Origin of the sequence: Brevibacillus sp. BD137 (genome assembly GCF_041644655.1) — a bacterium.
In the GTDB taxonomy this organism is placed as follows: domain Bacteria; phylum Bacillota; class Bacilli; order Brevibacillales; family Brevibacillaceae; genus Brevibacillus; species Brevibacillus brevis_D.
Genome location: NZ_JAOTNO010000005.1, coordinates 370,176 through 390,358, shown reverse-complemented (window position 1 = coordinate 390,358; position 20,183 = coordinate 370,176). Strand labels below are relative to the sequence as shown.

Sequence of the window (20,183 nt, the reverse complement as noted above, 5' to 3'; positions counted from 1 at the left end):
TTTACGCTACCGCGAATGAACGAAGCGTTTATATTTTCCTACACGTTGAAAAAAGGATTGGGGCTCAGCGGTTTGCGAGTGTGATCCACGCGTATCAAATCATCTAGTTGTGTCCTCTCCGCCCCTAATATCTGACCACACTCTTGCAACGTGATCAAGCCTCGACGGTATGCCTCGATGACCTTGTGTTTGTCCATCTGCTGCCTCCTCTTGCAAAGTAGGTATTCCTAGTCTAGGGAAAAAACAGCAGAGATATACCAAGGCCAACCTGAATCAACCCATTTTTCGATAGAAGAACGTATCCTCTGTCTCCAGTTGGTATTGCTGCGGCTGAAAAATTTGTTCTGTGCTACCTACAAAGAGTACCCCGCCAGGTTTTAGCGCCCGGCTAAACTTATGATACAGCTCATGCTTTGCTTCTTCGGTAAAGTAAATCATCACGTTCCGGCAAATAATTAAATCAAATTGAGAATCAAATGAGTCCGCCAATAAATTATGTTTTTTGAACGTCACTTTTCTCTTCACTTCGTCCGTGATGCGATAGCTGAGTGTATCTTTTTCAAAATACTTCGTAACGAGGTCTTTTGGACAATCTTGCAGGGAACGGTCCGTGTATACCCCTTGCTTTGCTTTTGCCAGTGCACCCTCATCAATATCAGAAGCGAGCACGGTCGCATCCAACTTCTGACGTAACAAAATAAGTGAAAGTGTGTACGGCTCCTCCCCTGTCGAGCATGCCGCACTCCAGCATTTCACCCGCGGGGATTGCTTTGCCAAGCGTGGCAAAATTTTATTCTCGAGAACTTCCCACCGTCCTGGATTTCGGAAAAATTCCGATACGTTGATGGTCATCCGATCGAGGAACTCGTAGAAAAGCTCCTTGTCTTTAGCGATGGCATCGAAATACTGGGCAAATGTGGTGTACCCCCGCTTTTGTCTCAACGAGGTTAGACGGCGCTTCATCTGTGCTTCCTTGTAGAGGGCAAGATCAATTCCAGTCATTTTTTTCACACTAGCTATAAATTGGAGAAAGTCCTTATCTTCCATGCTGAATCGTACCCCCTTTGCAAACTCCCTATTTTCATTCGCTATATTTCGTCATAATCCTATCTGTTTTGACAAAGATTTTGACAAAAAAAAGAAAACCCCAATAAAGGGGCTTTCTCGAACAGTCTTAGATCCAGCGTTGGATAGTTTTCTCGAAGGAGAGAACTTCTTCAGCGGAGAACCACAGGCCGATTTCACGCTCAGCGCTCTCAGGAGAGTCAGAACCGTGGATGATGTTCATGCCAACGGAAGTAGCGAAATCGCCACGGATCGTACCGGAAGCAGCGTCAACTGGGTTTGTTTTGCCCATCATAGCGCGAGCAGTTGTGATTACGTTGTTACCTTGCCATACCATTGCGAATACTGGACCGGAAGTGATGAAGTCAACCAGTTCACCGAAGAAAGGACGCTCTTTGTGCTCTGCATAATGCTCTTCAGCCAGTTCGCGGCTTACTGTCATCAGCTTAGCACCTACGAGTTGGTAGCCTTTTTTCTCAAAACGGGATACGATTTCCCCGATCAGGTTGCGTTGTACGCCATCTGGTTTTACCATAAGGAATGTTTTTTCCATTGTATGTATGCCTCCATTAGAGCTATGTATTGGTGCATAGGACACCAACGAAAATTTTATCAAAACTAGCGTGGTCAAGCAACAGGCAGACGGTCAAAATATCATTAAAATTTGCGATCGACGATATAATTGGCGATACCTGTCAGGGATGTCTTAGCTTGGTTGTTAGGCAAACCGGCGAGAATGGCATGCGCACGGGCGATATAGCGTTCGGCGAGGCGCTGCGAAAAGGCAATGCCCTCATCTTCTCGCACCATACGAACTGCTTCATCCGTATGATCCCAAAACGTATTTTTCGCGATCCATTCCTGGAATTGCGCACGTGCTTTTCCATGATGAGCCGAATAAAGCGCAGGCAACGTAATGTTTCCATGCACCAAATCACTTCCAGCCGGCTTCCCTAATTGCTTCTCCGTCCCTGTAAAGTCCAAAATGTCGTCGGTAATTTGAAAAGCCATCCCCACATTGTAGCCATACCAGTACATTTTGCGGATCATATCAGCTGACGCGCCGCTTGCCACTGCTCCTAATTGACAGCTAATCGCAATTAAAAGCGCCGTTTTTCGTTTAATTCTGCGTAAATAGGTACGGAAGTTTTGGTCCCAGTTATTCAAATCCTTTACTTGCTGGATTTCTCCCTTGCAAACCTCAACGATTGCATTCGAAAGAATTTGGTGCAATTGCGGGATCGGGAGCTGGGAGGCAATGGCCAATGCCCGTGCAAAAATATAGTCGCCGGCGTACATGGCTACTTTGTTATCCCACTTCATTCGAACCGTATCTTTCCCGCGGCGCTTATCCGCATCATCAATTACATCATCATGCACCAGGGAAGCCATGTGGATCAGTTCGAGAGGAACGGCCACATGCTTTAATTTTTTGACGTCGTAATTGCCCCACTTACCGCCAAGCAAAACAAAAACGGGTCGAATCCGCTTTCCTCCTGCCTTGAGCAAGTGAGTCGAGGATAGATACAGCTCTCGAACCGGCGTATCAATTGCTTTCTCCAGTTCATCTTCTATGTATTGGACATCTTTTTTCATCTTGAAGTAAATATCGACTAGATTCATCCGTTCCACCTATCTCGTCAACGTAGTATTGGTCTGTCGGCCGCCAGCTTGCCACAGATCGACGGTTGCAGGTGCCGATAGAAGTCCCAGCTCCGCTGCGCATCGGTAATAGTACTCCAGTCCAATCCGCTGAACGTCACCGAAATCGTGCTGTAATCCTTGGAAATAGTGGATCCATTGCTCTTTCTCTCCACCGAAATGCGTGTGAACGTAGTCAATCAATGGGGCTGTATTTTCCCTTGTCTTCCTTTTGCTCTCTAAAAAAGAGGCATGGACGTCCGCGATCAGGTCATGATGTTCAGCAATAACTGCTCGACGAAGAGCCCAAATGGCAAAGGTCATAGCATAGCCCGTAAATTGATGCCACAGCTCTCCTAGGTCGTAAACATGAAGGTCTTTGGCCGTTCGCTCAGCGGTAATGGCGTCATCCCCGATCAAGAGCGCTGCATCAGCATCCTCCAGCATTTCATGCAAAATAGGTTCCTGTGTAACGTAGGAAATCTCATATTCGTAAAACTTATGGAGAATGATCTTTAAGAGATTCACTGTGGTAGCCGATGTGTTGGTCAAGGCTATTTTGGCACCGTTTACTTGTTCAATCGGCTTTTTGCTGAACAAGAAAAGGGAGCCTACTCTCCCTTTGGCACTGACAGACAGATCTGCCAATGCCACGTATTCGGAGGCATGCTCTGCATAGCTAAACGAAGAAATCGGTCCCAAATCAATCTCGCCTTTTGCCATTGCAGTATTTAACTGGGCAGGAACTTGGCGGATGAATTCGATTCGGTCTTCGAATTTAGCCTGATCAAAATAGAAGTAAACCGGCAATACATTGGTATACAAAATTTGTCCAACACGCAAAGACTTTTGCATGCGTTTATTCCCCCCAACGCCGGAATAGCGAATGTGGTACATCAATTGCATCCAAAGTTTTCCCTACCACAAAATTAATCAGATCATCCATGGTTTGCGGTTTCTGATAGTAGCCTGGCATGGCAGGTAGAATCTTGACTCCCAGACGGCTTAATTTGAGCATGTTCTCGAGCTGAATCGCATTGAGCGGCGTCTCTCTCGGAACAATGACCAATCGCCGACCTTCCTTGATCATGACATCAGCAACGCGCTCCAGCAAATTGCCGGATGCGCCATGTGCGATGCCAGAAACAGTCCCCATCGAGCACGGTACTACGATCATACCGTCACAGCGATAGGAACCACTGGCTGCGGGACAATTAAAATCTCGCAGTCCCCAATAATGTAGCTCACCCGAAAAGTCTTGTTGCAGTTTCTCCTGCAAAAGAGCTTCTCTATCATCCGTGTGCCAATCCAGTTCATCACGAAATACTTGCCAGCCTGCTTCTGTAATCATCAAATGAACGATATGTCCAGCACGCAAAAGCTCCTGGACGACTCGAACACCATAGATAGCACCACTTGCACCTGTTATCCCGACAGCCCACTTTTGGTTGTTCATGCAATCACCAAATCAATCATCGTAAAGGTAAACATCACGACACTCAAGATGCCGTTCATATTAAAGAATGCCATATCCAGCTTGGACAGGTCGGTTGGCTTCACCAGCGTGTGTTCATAGATCAAAATCGCACCAGAAATGAGCACACCTACCAGGAACCAAATCGACAAGTCTGCAACTACATACAACGACATCAGACCAACGAAAGTAAGAACGTGGCATATGCGGGCGATCAGAAGTGCATTGGCAATTCCGAAGCGGCTCGGCATGGAAAAAAGTCCTTCTTTTCGGTCAAAATCAGCGTCCTGGCATGCATAAATGATATCAAAGCCTGCTGTCCAGAACATAACGGATGCAAACAATAGAAGGCCGATGCCATCTACTTGACCCGTTGTCGCTACCCAGCCCCCTAGCGGACCAAATCCGATGGCAACACCGAGAACAAAGTGACAAAGCCAAGTAAAGCGTTTTGTATAAGAATAAAGCACCAGAACGAACACAGCGAGCGGCAACAATTTCACAGCCAAATCATTTAACTGGAATGCAGCAATGAACAACACCGCAAAGGACACCGCGATAAACAAAATGACTTCGACAATCGAAATGAGGCCAGCAGGAATCGCTCGTGTGACGGTCCGAGGATTTTTCGCATCAATTACCCGGTCGATGACACGATTTAAGGACATCGCAGCACTGCGAGCGCCCACCATCGCTACCGTCACCCAAAAAATTTCTGACCAAGTAGGCCATGCATGCTCTACCACAATGCTTCCCAAAACAGCTCCCATAAAAGCAAAAGGCAAGGCAAAAAGGGAGTGCTCGAATTTAATCATTTCCAAGATGATTTTTAATTTACGTAGACCCATTTATGACACTTCCTATCTAGTGAAGAAATACCGGTTTACTCCTCATATTATGGCTTTGTGCCAATATGCAAGGCTGATACGCCGCCCATAAACAATTTGACCTGAACCGGGTCCAAGCCTGCTTTCTGAAACATGCTTGCCAGCTCGCGGCTGTCCGGGAAATTGGTCAGGGACTGTGGCAGCCATGCATACTCTTCGTATTTGTTGACTGTCAGCTTCGCGATCAATGGCAAGATTTTGTAGAAATATAAGTAAAATAGCTTCCGGTACGGAATGAATGGTGGCTTGGACACTTCCAGAGAAACGACTTTGCCCCCTGGCTTCACTACACGTGCCATTTCATTCAACACCTGCTGGACATCCGGCACATTGCGCAGGGCAAATCCGATTGTCACGAAGTCGAATGTATGATCCTCGTAAGGCAGATTCATTGCATCTGCGTTCACTAGCTTTACATTGTTGCCAACACCTGCGTTCGCCACTTTATATGCCCCTACATCCAGCATATTCTGGCTAAAATCAAGGCCAACAACACTGCCTTCTTTCCCAACAGCCTTGGCCAATGCAATCGTCCAGTCTGCTGTACCACAAGCAACATCCAAAGCCGTATGCCCTGACTGGATATTCATCTGCTTCATCGTGTAATTACGCCAAGCAATATGACTGCCAAAGCTGATTACATGATTCATTTTGTCGTAATCGTTTGCAATGCTCTCGAAAACGGAGTGAACGTACTCTGCTTTCTCATTCATCTGTGTCTGGTTCACTTGGCTACATCTCCTCAATTACCTTCTTCAAGCGACTGATCCGATGGGAGTACCGTGCCGTAATGGATGCAAGCATGTTCCGCGTCTCTGCAGGATGCAGCGTACGCACCATTTGCTCACATAAACCGATTAATTCGAGGGCTTTCCCCTCGACGCCTGACAAAACTTGCGTGAGTGTAGCCCCGGGTTTTTGCAGCAAAAAACGGGCAAAACCAAAAGGGACTTGTTCTTGCCATTTGAGCTGCTCCCACTCACCGATCACACTCTCTACCTTGGCTGTTTGCTTCATCAGATCACTCCAGAAACGACGGCGATCCGCTGAATCGGCATACTCCTCTACAACAGCCACGTATAAGCCTGTATCAATCGTATTTCGCAGTTCCCAGTACTCTTCATCTGATAAAGTCTTGCTATCTCGCCCAGCGATGTAGAGTCTCATTTTCGCTTCGTTCACTCGCTGAATAGCTGCCGACAACACTTGAATGGCTTGGATTTCACCCGCTGAAGCCAAAAGGTGATAATAACGACTGCTGTAATAATCACCGGCAAGTACGGTCAGCTGTCGGTTTCGCTCCGCGCTCTGTGAGGAGTCGTACTCATTTTTCACGAGCTCATGGGTGTCCAGTCCCAATTGGACTAGCCCAGTTGCTGTACATAAAACCGAAGCCTTTTCCTTCGGCATGCCTTGTTCCAGCAAAAAAAGGTACAACAGCTCTAGACGATTTTCCGCCATGGAAGGAACGTCAACATAATGTTCTACATAGGAATGGGTGATTCTCTTGTAGATTTGTTCGATAATGGACCGAACCTCTTCTACATTCGGGGAAAGTTCTTTGCTCATGCGTCCTCCTCCACAAGCTGCACAACCTAAAGATGTCTGCCTGTTCCGTACTGTTCCTTACTCTTCGGTCTTCCTCTGCCGTCCGGTCAAAAGGCCGTCTCTACTATCATACCATACTTCTTCCATCAGGGACTAATTCGCTCATAAAAATACGGCTCGATTCGAATAGGAAATGTACTGCTTACAAAGGTCTGAATATCCGAAGGATCGGTCAAAGGTTTGTCTTGTCCTGCAAGCTTTCCAGTTGTCGATTGTATGGCAATCAATAATCTCGATTCTTTTGGTGGATCCGTCTCCTCCAACAAGCGATAGTACACGGGCCCGACATTGTCTGCATAGGTATACAAGTCGTATGTCAAACGGTAAAAATCTTGATAGACGGTGTTTAACTCTACTTTTTCGTCAGGTTTCACCACAAAATCGACATAGATCGATGGGTTTTCCCATTTTATACGCTTAATATTATAATGTGTCGACATCCTTGTAAACAAATCAAGGGCATTTTGCTCGCTTAAGTGAATGGCACGTGCTGACTGAAATGTCGGTATATCCGCTTGCATCCACTGATTTGTGGGAACGAGCGACAGCATCAGAGCCAAGAAAGTGGAAACAGCAATCGCCATCAACAATTGGCGCGGCATAGACATCCCTCCTCTCCTCCATTGTACAAACAAAAAAAGCAGGCTATGCCTGCTTCTTAGCAAAACGACTTGTTCTTTATTCGGTCGTATCCACGACGCCATGCTGCGAGTAAATCACTGCTTTTCCTCGCACTTTAATTGCAGAGGTGTGCTCCGTAAATTGAAAAATCATGACTTCGCCTTTATCGAGCTTCTCTGTATGATGAAAACGCGTATCAGTGCCTCTTGTTAATCCAATCACATGAACGCCATTTTCCTTCGCTTTGACTACGAAATAATCCTGATTAAATCCCGATGATTGTGCCAATGTGTTTCCTCCTGACCAATACGGTATGCGCGTACGTCTAGTATGATGCCCCTTCTGACTCCAGACGGCTCATGATCTTGTCTACATAGCGCTGTGTCTCTTGCGGCAATTGGTCAAACTTCGCTTCTAGCTCGTCATCACTGCTGATTCCCAGACGACTCATCCGACCTGGGCCAGCATTGTAAGCAGCAAGTACTACTTTCACATCTCCATCATAACGATCCAAAAGCGATTTTAAATATTTTGTTCCACCTTCAAGGTTTTCATCAGGGTCGTATACATTGCGGACTTGCATGGCTTTTGCCGTATTGTCCATCAGCTGCATCAAGCCCTTTGCCCCTGCGTGAGATTCTACATTCGGATTGAAATTGGATTCGGCCCTGACGACCTCTCTCACCAGATCAACGTTCACTCCGATCGCTTTCGCTGTCTGATCAATCTTGTCCAAGATTTCCGGAGTAGGAACAGATGGCCCTTTGGCAAAAGACAAGGACTGCTCATTTTGAATCTGCGTAGGAATCTTCCAGCTCCTGGATCCATCTAGTTTGGCCAAAATCTCCTGCGAACTGATTACCCGCTGGCCGGTTGTTGCTAACTGGGACTGCAAGATGTCCGAGAAGAGCCCCTCGTCTCCATACGAAAGCGAAGAGGCATCATAGTTTTGCGGTAATGTTTGCAAATATGGTTGAAGTGATACAGGCACCTTCATAGCATTGAACAACCCTTCCCTAGCTTGTCTACCTATCATTATAAAAAAGAAAGATCAGGAAGCCAATAGCAAATTGGTACTACTTGGGAGAGTAGCAATTATACACATAAAAAAAGAAGCCTCTGTTCAAGGCTTCTGATTGTTATATGCAGATGGTCGGAATGCAGGGATTCGAACCCTGGACCTCACCCACCCCAAGGGTGCGCGCTACCGGGCTGCGCCACATCCCGACTGTACATCCGTACTATACAATATTTTACCTATAGAGTCAATATAATTTCCTTATTTTTGCATTCTGATTAGCGCATCAAACTAATGACTTCTGCACGCGCAGCCGCATCTTTCTCAAACATACCGCGAACAGCAGAGGTGATCGTTTTTGAGCCTGGCTTTTTCACGCCACGCATTGTCATGCACATATGCTCTGCCTCTACTACCACAACTACGCCGTGCGGATCGAGCTTGCGCATAATCGAGTCAGCTACTGTCGCTGTAATTCTTTCCTGCAACTGCGGACGTTTCGCCACGGTATCGACCGCACGCGCGAGCTTGCTCAGTCCTACTACGCGGCCTCCACGCGGTACGTAAGCGACATGCGCTTTTCCGAAGAAGGGAACCAAGTGATGCTCACACATAGAGTAAAACGGAATGTCCTTTACTAACACCATTTCCTCATGATCTTCGCTAAAGACAGTCTCGAAATATTGCTCTTCGTCTATATGCATGCCCTCAAATACTTCGGCGTACATTTTCGCAACTCGCTTAGGGGTATCCAGCACTCCTTCACGATCAGGATCATCCCCCACTGCCTCTAGGATCATGCGAACAGCTTGCTGTATTTTATCTAAGTCGACGTTCATCATTGTACCTCCTACGTAACGGCATACGCCTTGTTTCTCATCACTAAGGTCTGCCTGCTCCAAATCAGTGCCAGACTTAGTGCCTGCTCGCGATCAAAGCCAATCTTACCATATCGTTTAAAAAAAGACAAAAAGATATCCCAGAATTCTCATAGGCAAACTGTATGTAGATAGAAAAAAATCCACATTTTATCAATGTGGATTTTTTTATGTAAGTGCTTCGTTCTCAAAAGAAACAACTACTTGATGGAGTCTTTGAGTTGTTTACCTGGTTTAAACGCAGGTACTTTGCTGGAAGCGATTTCGATCTCTTCACCAGTTTGTGGGTTACGACCTTTACGAGCCGCACGTTCACGAACTTCGAAGTTACCAAAGCCGATCAGTTGGACTTTATCACCAGTTTTCAATGCATCTGCAATTGCGTCAAGAACTGCATCAACTGCTTTTGTTGCATCTTTCTTGGTGAGTTCTGTGGTTTCAGCCACTTTTGCAATCAGTTCTGTTTTGTTCATTATATTCACCTCCCCTCAAAGAACACCAAGTCCTAGCTATTATTTTTCTTAACCGAAACGAAGCGTTTTATACACGAATGGTTGTTTTTACCGATCTGACAAGCTTATAGTAATACACCGATTTCTTAAATTCAAGCCCCTCCTGTCGAAATTGAACGAAATACAAGAAAAAAAGGCATCTCGTCATGTCAGATGCCTTCCCTCTATTTGTTATTTATAGGACTTCAGAACTATTTATTAGAGTATGATCGCTATCAGGCCACCCGATCCCTCGTTGATGATTCGACCCAATGTCTCCTGTAATTTGTATCTGGCGTTGTCTGGCATCATGGTAATTTTCGCCTGAATACCCTCTCTTACGATGGAATGGAGAGAGCGTCCAAAAATATCGGAGTTCCAGATGGAAAGCGGGTCTTTGTCAAAGTCTTGCATTAGATAGCGTACAAGCTCTTCACTCTGCTTCTCTGTACCGATAATTGGAGCAAATTCAGACTCGACATCCACCCGAATCATGTGAATAGATGGCGCTGTTGCTTTAAGTCTGACACCAAAGCGCGGTCCCTGGCGGATTAGTTCAGGTTCGTCCAAGGTCATTTCATGCAACGACGGGGCTGCTATACCGTAGCCCGTACTTCGGACCATGTGCAATGCTTCCGCTACCTGATCAAACTCGCGCTTGGCATGGGCGAACTCCTGCATGATTTTCAGCAAATGATCTTTGCCATTTATCTCTACTCCGACAATTTCCATCAAGATGCGGTCATACAGTTCATCTGGCGCGTAGAGGTCAATCTCTGCGATCCCTTGCCCCATGTGCATACCAGCAAGAGAGGCCCTCTCTACGAAGTCATAGTCATTGAAGAAGCCGACGACACGGTCCACATCGCGTAACCGGCGGATGTCCTGCACGGTCTCACGTACAGCTTCCTCGTAGTTCTGACGCAGCCAGTGCCCGTTTTCCAGCACCATTACCCAGCTCGGTAGATTGACATTTACTTCATGAACTGGGAATTCGAACAGGACTTCTCTCATGAGGAGCAAGATTTCCTGCTCGGTCATATGATCAACCGACAAGGCAACGACTGGTACATCGTATTTTTCTTGGAGTTGTACCCGAAGGTTTTGTGCTTCGTCGGAGCGCGGACGCGTCGAGTTCACAACGATCACGAACGGTTTTCCGACTTCCTTCAGCTCGTTTACAACCCGCTCCTCCGCATCGATGTATCCTACACGCGGTATTTCCGCGATGCTGCCATCCGTTGTCACTACAATCCCGATGGTCGAGTGTTCCTGGATAACCTTGCGCGTTCCGACTTCGGCCGCTTCCTCAAATGGTACAGGCTCTTCATACCAAGGTGTATTTACCATTCTTGGGCCATTGTCGTCTTCAAAGCCCTTTGCCCCTTCTACCGTATAGCCAACGCAGTCAACGAGGCGGACATTGATGCTGAGTCCTTCTGTCACATGTACGTTAACGGCCTGATTCGGAACAAATTTGGGTTCTGTTGTCATGATTGTTCGTCCTGAAGCGCTCTGCGGCAACTCATCTGTCGCTCGTATCCGCTCCGCTTCAGAGTTGATATTCGGGATGACAACTTGCTCCATAAACCGCTTGATAAAGGTCGACTTTCCCGTACGAACAGGGCCTACCACTCCGAGGTAGATGTCTCCGCCCGTCCGCTCGGCAATGTCTTTAAAGATGTCGACTCGTTCCACCATCGATGACCTCCTTCTATTTGTCTATTTTTACACTATGACCGATTTTCCGAATTATCCCTGACCGCCAGTATTTTCGTAGGGAATCTCGTACTAGTTTTGTGGACAGTACAAATATATGTATTTTTGCGTTAACTAGAACAAAAAAAAAACGACCCTGATGCGAGTCGTTTTTCACGAAGTTAATTTAGTTTGAGAAGCTTCGGATCACCATCGACCATTTCATATGGAAACGATTTCGCGGGTACGAACATGGAATTGCGCGCCAGCACGTACCTCGGGTCTGTTTTTTCCGGTACGGTTACTTTTGTATTCCGGAGCAATTGCGCGATATCCGCAGCGTAATCAATTCCGACTTGTCCTTCAGCGTTCATGATCAGTGGCAGTAAGTAAGTCCCCATTGTTGACGGTACTTGCCACGCTTTTAAACCGAGCCGGTCATGATCAATGGAATAGTATCCATTCCCCAAGTCAGCGAGTATAGGTAGCTTTTCGAAATGATTCTTGTAACGGTCTACTTCGCTTTGTACATCCCCCACTGTGCTGACAGCGGTCAAGTGAATGAGCTTCACTGTGGGTTTTGTTTCCACATCAATCAGTACATACTTGTATACGCCGCCTTTTTCAAATGCATTCCCAGGTACATCCGGCATGTATTTCGGAATCATCTTACGGAAATCAATCTCGTATTTTTCAAAAATAGGAGTATCAAGGGATTTCGTTTCGATTGGCAACACTGCTGTGTCTTTCTGGAATTGCTCAACCGCTTTTTGCGTTGCATCTACAAAAAAGGTACTAGGAATTTGATTCTCTGCTCTGCGCTCATCCGGATACAAGCATCCAGATAAAAGGGTAGTCAGAATCGTCAAACTGATCACAAGCTTGAACGATTTTCGCCACGATTGCCACATCTTATGTATACACCTCTTACATTCCATCTTCATTTTCTTTGCGTTGTCGCTCGAGTGCAGCCGCTACCACTGATTTCAGCTTGCTTTCTGGAATCCTGACTGTACAATCCTTTTCTGTCGTTTTTGCCTGACAGGCCAAACGAATCCCATTCGCCAGATCCTTTTCAGGCAGCTTTCGCTTTTCCAATGCCGTTGGCGGGCACAGCAGGCCATTCTCAACGACCACGCGGCACATCAGACAAGATGCGTGTCCACCGCATCTCTGCGGGATTACGACGCGAGCTGACGAAGCTACACCGACCAAGGTTTGCCCTGTCCTCGCCTTCACATTCTTCTTGCTCGGGAGAAAGGTTACTTTCCCCATTCCGTCACTTCCTTTACTAGTACGGCCGATGAGCTACCTTGACTGTTCCTGTTGAAACAACCTTTGTCTGGCAGCCTAATCTGTAGCCGTCTGCGCGTTCAGCCTTTCGCAATCGCAGTTTTTCTTCTGGTGTCACTTCGTTTAAGTACTCTGCCCCTTCCAAAACTTGTGTACGGCATTGTGCACATACCCCTCTTTGGCATGCATGGCCCCACACAATGTTATTGTTTTTCGCAAGATCAACAATGGATTGATTCAACTCGATCGAGACTTCATGACTGCCTGCACGAGTAAGTAGTGTGATTGTTGACATCGTTTATCCTCCCTAGACAAAAATCACAATCAAAATCATGACAAGCACGACAAGTAATAGTAAGAATGCGATGGTCTTCACAAGGAACCGCAAGAACCCATTGGTTATTTTCCTGGCAAAGATCATAAGTAAATTGCAGACGAACATGAGCCCAATGGCGATTAAGGAAATGTTCATCTTTGTCATAGGATCAATATACATCGGGACTGCAGCATCCTTTGCATTTTTTGCTTTATTATACCATATTTCCCCCTCATCGTCTGACGCTTGCGAACCTAATACTAGACATTCGCATAGACTATCCTGATGAATTCGCCCATTGGAGGGATGAAACGTTGAGTAATAAAGTAAGTAATCGAAAATGGCGGAATCCATACGCGCCTATACCCAGCAAAAAGTTAAGCGACCAAGTCGAAAATGTCTCCCTTTCTATTTCACCGAAAAAAATCCTGCCCGCGGTTGATTTGCGCACCTCTGTTTCGAAAATGCGCCATAATATCAAAGGGATCGGCAGCACGATTCGGCAGGTAGAAGACACGATGGATTCGTTGTACGGGGCGATGGAGATGATTGAGAACCTCGGAAAACGCACACCTGAGCCTGAAGTTGTTGCCGAAAAGCCTGCTACTGCTGGCAAACGCAAAGCTGCCCCAGAGCCACAAAAGGCAGTAGAAACACCACCCCCGCAGGAATCAGGCTTAGGCAACCTTTTGGCCAATATAGATATCGGGCAATTACTGGGTCTCCTGCAATCCCCTTTGGTCCAGAACCTGATTACACAGGTAAGCGGCAGCACCAAGGAACGAAAAAAAGAGGGATAAGATCCCTCTTTTTTTCTTGCAATCTGTAGGTCAGCCATGTCCCTGTAGAGCCATGATTGTTCCTAGTCTTACTGTATGACGGTTTTTGTTGCAGGTAACGGGCATAATCGCCCATTTCTCTTATTTGAGCAGCTTGGTCAAGGTCGACATGTCACCTAGATTGATTTCCTGATTGCGAAACATCTCAATGACCTTATCTTCCTTTTCAGGAGTTAATTGCTTGCCACTAAGGGTGGCGAGCGTGCGAATGATTTGACGCAGCTTGGTCTCGTCTTCAAAATCACTGCGCTTGACCTGACCGGCTAGTGAGCGAAGCTTTTCTTCATCGACATTTTCCGTTGCTTTCCCTTGCAAGCGCTCAAAAAGTCGTTTCGACATATTATTCATGTGAAATCTCCTCCTGCACATGGGCTTTCACCCTATGGTATGTGCAGAAGCCTAAATCGGTGATACTTCATTCATGACTTATTCGGCATCGGGATTGAGGTACGCCATTTCAAAGGTTTTTCCGCGCCCCATCAGTTCTTCCACGCCTTGACGAGCTTCTTTTCCTTCAAACAGCATGCCGTACAGAACCGTAGTGATTGGCATTTCAACCTGCTCGCGTTGCGATAACGAAAAGGCTGCATTTGTCGTGCGAACGCCTTCGACGACCATCCCCATCTGTGCCAGTACGTCATCGAGTTTTTTTCCTTGTCCGAGCATATAGCCTGCACGCCAGTTTCGGCTGTGTTTACTCGTACATGTGGCAATCAAATCGCCAACACCAGCCAAACCTGAAAACGTAAGCGGCTTAGCACCGAGCTTGATGCCCAGACGGCTAATTTCCGCCAAGCCACGGGTCAACAGGGCTGCCTTCGCGTTGTCTCCATACCCTAAACCATCCGACATCCCTGCACCAAGTGCAATGATATTCTTCAACGCTCCGGCGATCTCAGCGCCAATCAGGTCCGGGTTGGTATACACACGAAAATTCGTATTCATCAGCAGATCCTGAGAACGCAGCATGCTTTCTTCCGATTCAGACGCCATCACAACTGTTGTTGGTTGCCGTTTGACTACTTCCTCGGCATGGCTCGGTCCTGATAACACTGCCAATCTGGACGCAATCTCTTTCGGCACCTCTTCCGCAATGACTTCTGACATTCGCTTCAAGCTTTGCAATTCAAAGCCTTTTGTCGCATGAATCAAAAGGACATCCGGTTCCAGGTGCGGAGCCACTTGCAGGCAGATTTGGCGCATGGCATGGGAAGGAACAACGAGAAGAACAATGCGCTTCCCTACTACAGCCTCTTGAATGTTGGTCGTCGCCACTATGTTAGCTGAAAGCTTTTCTCCCGGCAGGTATTTTTCATTCACATGCTTGCTGTTTATTTCCTCAGCCAGCCTGGTATCCCGTACCCAAAGCGTGACCTGATGACCGTTGTCCGCCAAGACTGTAGCAAGTGCCGTTCCCCAGCTTCCGGCACCAATCACCGTAACATTTTGAATCAATACGTCCCCCTCCACTTTTCTCATGTCCGTTCGTACATTATCCCAGCTTCCGGTTGGACTTGTCTCCTAGTTTCCGCTCGTTACCTGAAAGAAGATTGCGGATATTATTATAATGACGAATGTAAGCAAAGATTGCGATCGCCAAGCTCGCCCAAATAAAGGAAATGGGTTTGTCCAACAAATAAAGGGTAAATGGAATAACCGTTACGATAACCAATGACCCTAATGAAACAAAGCGAGTGATCGCAATGACTACGACAGCCATCACGGCAGCAATCAAAAATGCCAAGGGAGAAAACCCTAATACGACACCCAGCGTGGTCGCAATGCCTTTCCCTCCGCGAAATCCAAAAAAGATTGGCCAATTGTGACCCGCGATAACAAACAATCCTGCCACTGCGTACGCTGCCGGATCCCCCGTCATCAGGTGAGTCAGTCCCATTGCAGCTATTCCTTTTACTGCATCAAGAAGGAGAACGGCAATGCCGGGGCCTTTTCCTAACACCCTGAGGGTATTGGTTGCACCGGCATTTCCGCTGCCATGAGAACGAATGTCAATTCCTGCGACTTTTTTGGCGATAAGATAGCTAAAGCTAATAGAACCGATTAAATAGCTAAGCACCCAGGATAATAACACCATGGCGTTTTTCTCTCCCTACGTTTTTTTCCGTGTCCAGATTCTAACTGGTGTGCCTTCAAACACAAATGCTTCACGGATCTTGTTCTCTATGTAACGTTCATAGGAGAAGTGCATGAGTTCCGGATCGTTCACAAACAGAATGAACGTCGGCGGTTTCACCGTTGCTTGTGTCGCATAGTTGATCTTCAAGCGTTTGCCGCGATCAGATGGTGGAGGCGTACGGATCGTCGCATCTGTTACCAAATCATTGAGAACCGCGGTAGGAATGCGCATCGTATGTGCTTGAGCTACTTCATTGACCTTCGGTAGAATCGTATGGACACGTTGCTTCGATTTTGCAGACACATACAGGATCGGAGCATAATCCAGGTATTTAAACTCTTCGCGAATCAATTCTGTGAAGCGTTGCATCGTTTTGTCGTCTTTTTCAATCGCATCCCATTTGTTCACGATAATAATGACACCACGACCAGCCTCATGTGCATAACCTGCGATTTTCTTGTCTTGCTCGATAATGCCCTCTTCCCCGTTAATGACAACAAGAACGACGTCGGAATCTTCAATGGAACGCATCGCACGCATTACACTGTATTTTTCCGTTGTTTCATACACTTTTCCACGCTTGCGCATACCTGCCGTGTCTACAAGAACGTAGCTTTGGTCATCACGCTCAAATGGCGTGTCGATCGCATCACGGGTCGTTCCGGCAACCTCACTGACAATGACTCGCTCTTCACCGAGAATCGCATTCGTCAAGGAAGACTTCCCGACGTTTGGACGACCGATGATGGATACACGAATAACATCGTCTCTCTTCTCTTCGTCATCCTCTGCTGGGAAATGCTGACACACTTCTTCCAGCATATCTCCCAAGCCAAGACCATGGCTACCCGAGACAGGGAATGGCTCGCCTAAGCCCAGGGAATAAAAATCGTAAATATCCGCACGCATTTCCGGATTATCCGCTTTGTTCACTGCGAGTACGACAGGTTTTCCCGTCCGATTCAGCATCCGTGACAGTTCCACGTCCGCATCTGTTACACCTGTACGGCTATCAGCAATCATAATGATGACATCTGCTTCGTCAATTGCAAGCTCTGCCTGGTAACGCATCTGTGTAAGAATCTCGTCGGTCTCGCCAAACTCAATTCCACCGGTATCAATCACATGGAAAGTATGCGTTAACCATTCACCTTTCCCGTACAGGCGGTCACGGGTTACACCCGGCATATCCTCCACGATCGCGACTCGTTCGCCAATCAATCTGTTAAAAATCGTGGATTTCCCCACGTTGGGTCTCCCCACAATGGCTACCACTGGTAATCCCATAATCAACAACACTCTCTCTCATTTACGTTTTGACTAGCTAATCATACCATACACTACTTATGCCGAACAATGATAAGGGTATCGGCGCTTACTTCATGCACCATCCCGTCTAGTATCTTTTCCAGCGTGAAAGCTGTTTGCTGCATAAGCTCCGTAGTAGACTCGATAAAAATCGGCACACCACCCGCTATCCTGTCTTTGTTCGTCGTAATCGCCGCCAAGATTACTCCTGTCATGGCCTACAGCTCCTTTTTCATCATTCTAGTCTTCGTTGGCATTCGGAAGACGCTTTCGAGAATCGGGACTGCACGAATGACGGATGTTGCACGTTCCACATCTTTTTCTTGCGGCAATAAAAATACACCCATTCTCCCCGACTTTATATCACGTTTTACCAAGGGTGTTAGCGATGGCTCTCCCGTATCGGTATATACGCCTAGTTGCGTTGCGGCATCGTGCAAAATCGCTTGCCGCTGTCCAGGGTGGGCAAGCGTGACCTTGGCATTGGCATCCCGCGGTGTCAGAATAAAACCTACGCCTTGCTCACCTATGATCTCTTGAGCATCTGCCAACCCGACGTTCATGATGTAAATGTCGTTCACATACAAGTCTCTTCCTTCCATTCTCACTTCCCCCGGCTCGATCTCTGCAATCAGCGATAGTGTTTTTCCAGAGCGCAGCTTGCGAGAAATCAACAAGGCGATGACACCTGCAATGACACCTCCCCACCAATGAAAGAGAATGGTAGCCGTCGTTGTCACCAAAGAGGTAAACATGACCATGTAATTGCGTCCTTCAAACACCATTGCGATCCCTTCGATATAGGGGCCACCACGGGGCACCAGCTCCCGTTTATCGATCTCATTAAGCGTAGTGCGTTCCATGTTCCTCACATCACGGAATTGTTGAGCAGCCAACGTCAAAAATGTGACTGCCGTGTAATTCTCCTTGAGCAGAGCAGGAATCGCTAACGCTCCGAGCGCGGATGCGATCACGCCAAGTGAAACGTGAATAATTTTTCCGTGGGGATAGGTTGGATATTGTCGATAATCTGTTCGCAAAAGATGAATCCGGCACAAAATGCCGAATAGGAACCCCAGAACTAACGGAAACACATAATCATATGCTAGCAATCCCTTCAACACCCTAGCGTCACCTACCCGTATCGGAATGGGAAGACTCTGTTTCTGTTCTACCAAGGATACGACGAATCGCAGACCAGACTATGCTGACAAGAGCCCATAGAGATAGGCTACTCCACAGTAAATCTTGCGCATACTCGGATCCCCACTGACAGGAACCCGACAATTTCCAAAAATATAGCGAATGTATCGCATCTGCGAGAGGCAAGGAGAGCGTCAGCTGAAACAGCTGTCCCAGATGTGTTCTACTCATCAAAAAAATGGTACTGACTCCAACAGCAGGTACGATGATCCGCTCGTCCCAAAACAGCAAGATCGGATCGGTAAAAAACAGCCAGCGTAGCCAAAATAGCAAAAGAGCCGTTGCCAGCGCACTCAGCAAGTACAATCTGCGTATTTTAGAAATGAGCTTGGTGTAAAGGACAATGCTTGCGATCAGTGGCAATATCGTTCCACTTAGACTAACTTGAATAGGGGCAAAATAGATTTTCCAGCTAACAAACGAACAAATTAAAAATGCGCTGATCACTGCGAGCACTCGTCTGCGTTCCATCTTCATGTTTCGCAGCTGCAAGTCAAAGCTTCCCATCCAGACAAGACACAGTAAAGACCACTGGATAAGGATCGCAACGGTTCCCTCGTTCATGTTCATCTCCTCAAAATGATGGTTGTCTCCCAAAAGTATGCCTCAACCAAGGAAATTTCATGAATCGAATGCTCGTCCACTACCTAACGTTGCGCCAGTCTCTCCAATTGCACGTGACGAAGCCTCGCTCTCTCTGCTGTTTTTCCCGTGATCATAACAGGCGTACAAACGGCATCAGCCAGACCTTTCATTCCTAGTGCCGTCATCGCCACACGAATTTGATGATGCCATCTGTCGACGGTAGACAAGCAATCTTCCAGAGATTCACGTTGAACCAGACGCAGCATTGCCCCTGCCATCCCGACAGCGGACGCACCTAAAGAAGCGGCTTTGACTACATCGAGTCCATGACGAACACCACCTGTTGCAATGTATGACACTCCTGAGTGACCGACAGCATTCGCTTCTAGCAAGCTCTCCACCGTCGTGAATCCCCAATCCTCGAACATGGCATTTGGCTGATCATTTCGCATATTTTCGACTTCAGCAAAATTTGTTCCGCCTCGTCCACCCACATCGATTGTTCTGATTCCGATTTCTATGAGCTTCTCGATTGATTCCTTTGCCATTCCAAAGCCGACTTCTTTGACAATAACCGGCACATCCAGACTCTCCCTGATCGCTTGAATCCGCTCCAGATAGCCGCGAAAATCCCGATCCCCCTCAGGCATTAACAGCTCTTGCATGACATTCAGATGGATTTGCAATCCGTTCGCTTCCATCATCTCCACCGCTGCTATTGCCTGCTCCACTGTCGCTTCTGCCCCCACATTTGCAAACAAGATCCCCTGTGGATGTTCCCTTCTGACAATCCGATAGCTATCCGTAACATCTGGATCACGCAAAGCGGCCATTTGTGAGCCAACAGCCATCGCCAGATTTCGTTCCCTCGCAATGATCGCCAGTTTTTGATTGATCTGGGTAGTCCCACCGGCTCCACCCGTCATCGCATTAATCATGATCGGTGAGGAGAGTCGCAAGGATGCGATCTCGGTGTCCAGTGAGGTTTCTGCAAGTGCTACATTCGGCAAGCTGTTCGGAACAAAGCTGACATCATCAAAACTATTTGCCCCATTTTCCCCGGTGATAAGAGCATTTCGAATATGGTCCAATTTTCTAATCGAACGACGATCCATTGTACC

28 protein-coding genes and 1 tRNA gene are annotated in these 20,183 nt (G+C 47.1%); 1 reads left to right on the top strand and 28 read right to left on the bottom strand.

Going from position 1 to position 20,183, the window contains the following annotated elements:
* Positions 1–38: 38 nt before the first annotated feature.
* The 20 genes from ODZ53_RS14605 to ODZ53_RS14510 form a co-directional block, all read right to left on the bottom strand.
* Entirely contained in the window at positions 39–197 is a 159-nt protein-coding gene (locus tag ODZ53_RS14605; RefSeq protein ID WP_007716564.1) for a hypothetical protein, read from the bottom strand.
* A gap of 76 nt (positions 198–273) precedes the next feature.
* A complete protein-coding gene (locus ODZ53_RS14600; protein ID WP_012686153.1) occupies positions 274–1,047 on the bottom strand; it encodes a CheR family methyltransferase in 774 nt (257 codons plus the stop codon).
* Between the two features lie 127 nt (positions 1,048–1,174).
* Positions 1,175–1,618: a nucleoside-diphosphate kinase gene (ndk, locus tag ODZ53_RS14595; protein WP_007716560.1), complete on the bottom strand. Its 444-nt coding sequence runs from the start codon at positions 1,616–1,618 to the stop codon at positions 1,175–1,177.
* Positions 1,619–1,722: 104 nt separating this feature from the next.
* On the bottom strand, positions 1,723–2,688 hold the full coding sequence (locus ODZ53_RS14590; protein WP_372677881.1) for a polyprenyl synthetase family protein: 966 nt from the start codon (positions 2,686–2,688) through the stop codon (positions 1,723–1,725).
* Between the two features lie 9 nt (positions 2,689–2,697).
* Positions 2,698–3,561 carry a menaquinone biosynthesis protein gene (locus ODZ53_RS14585; RefSeq protein ID WP_372677879.1) on the bottom strand — a complete coding sequence of 288 codons (864 nt, stop codon included), beginning with the start codon at positions 3,559–3,561 and terminating at the stop codon, positions 2,698–2,700.
* 4 nt (positions 3,562–3,565) lie between these two features.
* Complete coding sequence (locus ODZ53_RS14580) at positions 3,566–4,162, bottom strand: UbiX family flavin prenyltransferase (RefSeq protein ID WP_012686150.1); 597 nt, start codon at positions 4,160–4,162, stop codon at positions 3,566–3,568.
* Positions 4,159–5,028 (bottom strand): UbiA-like polyprenyltransferase, encoded by an 870-nt coding sequence (locus ODZ53_RS14575; protein WP_234127863.1) that lies wholly within the window; start codon positions 5,026–5,028, stop codon positions 4,159–4,161. The genes ODZ53_RS14580 and ODZ53_RS14575 overlap by 4 nt, the downstream gene beginning before the upstream one ends.
* Before the next feature lie 47 nt (positions 5,029–5,075).
* On the bottom strand, positions 5,076–5,795 hold the full coding sequence (locus tag ODZ53_RS14570; RefSeq protein WP_372677876.1) for a demethylmenaquinone methyltransferase: 720 nt from the start codon (positions 5,793–5,795) through the stop codon (positions 5,076–5,078).
* 4 nt (positions 5,796–5,799) lie between these two features.
* Entirely contained in the window at positions 5,800–6,636 is an 837-nt protein-coding gene (locus ODZ53_RS14565; RefSeq protein WP_372677874.1) for a heptaprenyl diphosphate synthase component 1, read from the bottom strand.
* Between the two features lie 125 nt (positions 6,637–6,761).
* Positions 6,762–7,277 carry a hypothetical protein gene (locus ODZ53_RS14560; protein ID WP_372677872.1) on the bottom strand — a complete coding sequence of 172 codons (516 nt, stop codon included), beginning with the start codon at positions 7,275–7,277 and terminating at the stop codon, positions 6,762–6,764.
* 76 nt (positions 7,278–7,353) lie between these two features.
* Positions 7,354–7,584, bottom strand: coding sequence for a trp RNA-binding attenuation protein MtrB (gene mtrB, locus ODZ53_RS14555; protein WP_012686146.1), 231 nt, complete (start codon positions 7,582–7,584; stop codon positions 7,354–7,356).
* 37 nt (positions 7,585–7,621) lie between these two features.
* Positions 7,622–8,332: a lytic transglycosylase domain-containing protein gene (locus ODZ53_RS14550; protein WP_372677870.1), complete on the bottom strand. Its 711-nt coding sequence runs from the start codon at positions 8,330–8,332 to the stop codon at positions 7,622–7,624.
* Between the two features lie 114 nt (positions 8,333–8,446).
* Positions 8,447–8,523 (bottom strand) — tRNA-Pro (locus ODZ53_RS14545).
* Positions 8,524–8,592: 69 nt separating this feature from the next.
* On the bottom strand, positions 8,593–9,156 hold the full coding sequence (folE, locus tag ODZ53_RS14540) for a GTP cyclohydrolase I FolE (protein ID WP_012686144.1): 564 nt from the start codon (positions 9,154–9,156) through the stop codon (positions 8,593–8,595).
* 236 nt (positions 9,157–9,392) lie between these two features.
* Entirely contained in the window at positions 9,393–9,665 is a 273-nt protein-coding gene (locus tag ODZ53_RS14535) for an HU family DNA-binding protein (protein ID WP_005831316.1), read from the bottom strand.
* 237 nt (positions 9,666–9,902) lie between these two features.
* A complete protein-coding gene (gene spoIVA, locus ODZ53_RS14530; protein WP_026133991.1) occupies positions 9,903–11,381 on the bottom strand; it encodes a stage IV sporulation protein A in 1,479 nt (492 codons plus the stop codon).
* A gap of 182 nt (positions 11,382–11,563) precedes the next feature.
* Positions 11,564–12,292, bottom strand: coding sequence for a hypothetical protein (locus ODZ53_RS14525; protein WP_372677867.1), 729 nt, complete (start codon positions 12,290–12,292; stop codon positions 11,564–11,566).
* 16 nt (positions 12,293–12,308) lie between these two features.
* Positions 12,309–12,656 carry a 2Fe-2S iron-sulfur cluster-binding protein gene (locus tag ODZ53_RS14520; protein ID WP_372677865.1) on the bottom strand — a complete coding sequence of 116 codons (348 nt, stop codon included), beginning with the start codon at positions 12,654–12,656 and terminating at the stop codon, positions 12,309–12,311.
* Between the two features lie 16 nt (positions 12,657–12,672).
* Entirely contained in the window at positions 12,673–12,969 is a 297-nt protein-coding gene (locus ODZ53_RS14515) for a 2Fe-2S iron-sulfur cluster-binding protein (RefSeq protein WP_087348352.1), read from the bottom strand.
* 12 nt (positions 12,970–12,981) lie between these two features.
* A complete protein-coding gene (locus tag ODZ53_RS14510; protein WP_256435327.1) occupies positions 12,982–13,146 on the bottom strand; it encodes a DUF2768 family protein in 165 nt (54 codons plus the stop codon).
* Positions 13,147–13,304: 158 nt separating this feature from the next.
* Between ODZ53_RS14510 and ODZ53_RS14505 the strand changes: the two genes are divergently transcribed.
* Positions 13,305–13,790 (top strand): hypothetical protein, encoded by a 486-nt coding sequence (locus ODZ53_RS14505; RefSeq protein ID WP_372677863.1) that lies wholly within the window; start codon positions 13,305–13,307, stop codon positions 13,788–13,790.
* A 120-nt stretch (positions 13,791–13,910) separates the two neighbouring features.
* Here the strand turns inward: ODZ53_RS14505 and ODZ53_RS14500 are convergent, their stop codons facing one another.
* The 8 genes from ODZ53_RS14500 to fni all read right to left on the bottom strand — a co-directional run bounded on the left by ODZ53_RS14500 (position 13,911) and on the right by fni (position 20,177).
* Positions 13,911–14,177, bottom strand: a complete 267-nt coding sequence (locus ODZ53_RS14500; RefSeq protein ID WP_007716506.1) for a stage VI sporulation protein F — start codon at positions 14,175–14,177, stop codon at positions 13,911–13,913.
* A 78-nt stretch (positions 14,178–14,255) separates the two neighbouring features.
* Positions 14,256–15,308 (bottom strand): NAD(P)H-dependent glycerol-3-phosphate dehydrogenase, encoded by a 1,053-nt coding sequence (locus tag ODZ53_RS14495; protein WP_372677861.1) that lies wholly within the window; start codon positions 15,306–15,308, stop codon positions 14,256–14,258.
* 13 nt (positions 15,309–15,321) lie between these two features.
* A complete protein-coding gene (gene plsY, locus ODZ53_RS14490) occupies positions 15,322–15,924 on the bottom strand; it encodes a glycerol-3-phosphate 1-O-acyltransferase PlsY (protein ID WP_372677859.1) in 603 nt (200 codons plus the stop codon).
* A 15-nt stretch (positions 15,925–15,939) separates the two neighbouring features.
* Positions 15,940–17,253 carry a ribosome biogenesis GTPase Der gene (gene der, locus ODZ53_RS14485; protein ID WP_372677857.1) on the bottom strand — a complete coding sequence of 438 codons (1,314 nt, stop codon included), beginning with the start codon at positions 17,251–17,253 and terminating at the stop codon, positions 15,940–15,942.
* A 53-nt stretch (positions 17,254–17,306) separates the two neighbouring features.
* Complete coding sequence (locus tag ODZ53_RS14480) at positions 17,307–17,489, bottom strand: capping complex subunit for YIEGIA (protein ID WP_064199963.1); 183 nt, start codon at positions 17,487–17,489, stop codon at positions 17,307–17,309.
* Positions 17,490–17,492: 3 nt separating this feature from the next.
* Complete coding sequence (locus tag ODZ53_RS14475; RefSeq protein WP_372677855.1) at positions 17,493–18,398, bottom strand: YIEGIA family protein; 906 nt, start codon at positions 18,396–18,398, stop codon at positions 17,493–17,495.
* 7 nt (positions 18,399–18,405) lie between these two features.
* Positions 18,406–19,041, bottom strand: a complete 636-nt coding sequence (locus ODZ53_RS14470) for a YphA family membrane protein (protein ID WP_199927080.1) — start codon at positions 19,039–19,041, stop codon at positions 18,406–18,408.
* An 83-nt stretch (positions 19,042–19,124) separates the two neighbouring features.
* Positions 19,125–20,177 (bottom strand): type 2 isopentenyl-diphosphate Delta-isomerase, encoded by a 1,053-nt coding sequence (gene fni / locus ODZ53_RS14465; RefSeq protein WP_372677853.1) that lies wholly within the window; start codon positions 20,175–20,177, stop codon positions 19,125–19,127.
* Positions 20,178–20,183 lie beyond the last annotated feature (6 nt).

Coding starts and splice junctions, on each gene's coding strand:
- ODZ53_RS14605 (WP_007716564.1), bottom strand. CDS start 197: ATGGACAAACACAAGGTCATCGAGGCATACCGTCGAGGCTTGATCACG.
- ODZ53_RS14600 (WP_012686153.1), bottom strand. CDS start 1,047: ATGGAAGATAAGGACTTTCTCCAATTTATAGCTAGTGTGAAAAAAATG.
- ndk (WP_007716560.1), bottom strand. CDS start 1,618: ATGGAAAAAACATTCCTTATGGTAAAACCAGATGGCGTACAACGCAAC.
- ODZ53_RS14590 (WP_372677881.1), bottom strand. CDS start 2,688: ATGAATCTAGTCGATATTTACTTCAAGATGAAAAAAGATGTCCAATAC.
- ODZ53_RS14585 (WP_372677879.1), bottom strand. CDS start 3,561: ATGCAAAAGTCTTTGCGTGTTGGACAAATTTTGTATACCAATGTATTG.
- ODZ53_RS14580 (WP_012686150.1), bottom strand. CDS start 4,162: ATGAACAACCAAAAGTGGGCTGTCGGGATAACAGGTGCAAGTGGTGCT.
- ODZ53_RS14575 (WP_234127863.1), bottom strand. CDS start 5,028: ATGGGTCTACGTAAATTAAAAATCATCTTGGAAATGATTAAATTCGAG.
- ODZ53_RS14565 (WP_372677874.1), bottom strand. CDS start 6,636: ATGAGCAAAGAACTTTCCCCGAATGTAGAAGAGGTTCGGTCCATTATC.
- ODZ53_RS14560 (WP_372677872.1), bottom strand. CDS start 7,277: ATGCCGCGCCAATTGTTGATGGCGATTGCTGTTTCCACTTTCTTGGCT.
- ODZ53_RS14550 (WP_372677870.1), bottom strand. CDS start 8,332: ATGATAGGTAGACAAGCTAGGGAAGGGTTGTTCAATGCTATGAAGGTG.
- folE (WP_012686144.1), bottom strand. CDS start 9,156: ATGATGAACGTCGACTTAGATAAAATACAGCAAGCTGTTCGCATGATC.
- ODZ53_RS14535 (WP_005831316.1), bottom strand. CDS start 9,665: ATGAACAAAACAGAACTGATTGCAAAAGTGGCTGAAACCACAGAACTC.
- ODZ53_RS14525 (WP_372677867.1), bottom strand. CDS start 12,292: ATGTGGCAATCGTGGCGAAAATCGTTCAAGCTTGTGATCAGTTTGACG.
- ODZ53_RS14520 (WP_372677865.1), bottom strand. CDS start 12,656: ATGGGGAAAGTAACCTTTCTCCCGAGCAAGAAGAATGTGAAGGCGAGG.
- ODZ53_RS14515 (WP_087348352.1), bottom strand. CDS start 12,969: ATGTCAACAATCACACTACTTACTCGTGCAGGCAGTCATGAAGTCTCG.
- ODZ53_RS14510 (WP_256435327.1), bottom strand. CDS start 13,146: ATGAACATTTCCTTAATCGCCATTGGGCTCATGTTCGTCTGCAATTTA.
- ODZ53_RS14500 (WP_007716506.1), bottom strand. CDS start 14,177: ATGAATAATATGTCGAAACGACTTTTTGAGCGCTTGCAAGGGAAAGCA.
- ODZ53_RS14495 (WP_372677861.1), bottom strand. CDS start 15,308: ATGAGAAAAGTGGAGGGGGACGTATTGATTCAAAATGTTACGGTGATT.
- plsY (WP_372677859.1), bottom strand. CDS start 15,924: ATGGTGTTATTATCCTGGGTGCTTAGCTATTTAATCGGTTCTATTAGC.
- der (WP_372677857.1), bottom strand. CDS start 17,253: ATGGGATTACCAGTGGTAGCCATTGTGGGGAGACCCAACGTGGGGAAA.
- ODZ53_RS14480 (WP_064199963.1), bottom strand. CDS start 17,489: ATGACAGGAGTAATCTTGGCGGCGATTACGACGAACAAAGACAGGATA.
- ODZ53_RS14470 (WP_199927080.1), bottom strand. CDS start 19,041: ATGAACGAGGGAACCGTTGCGATCCTTATCCAGTGGTCTTTACTGTGT.
- fni (WP_372677853.1), bottom strand. CDS start 20,177: ATGGATCGTCGTTCGATTAGAAAATTGGACCATATTCGAAATGCTCTT.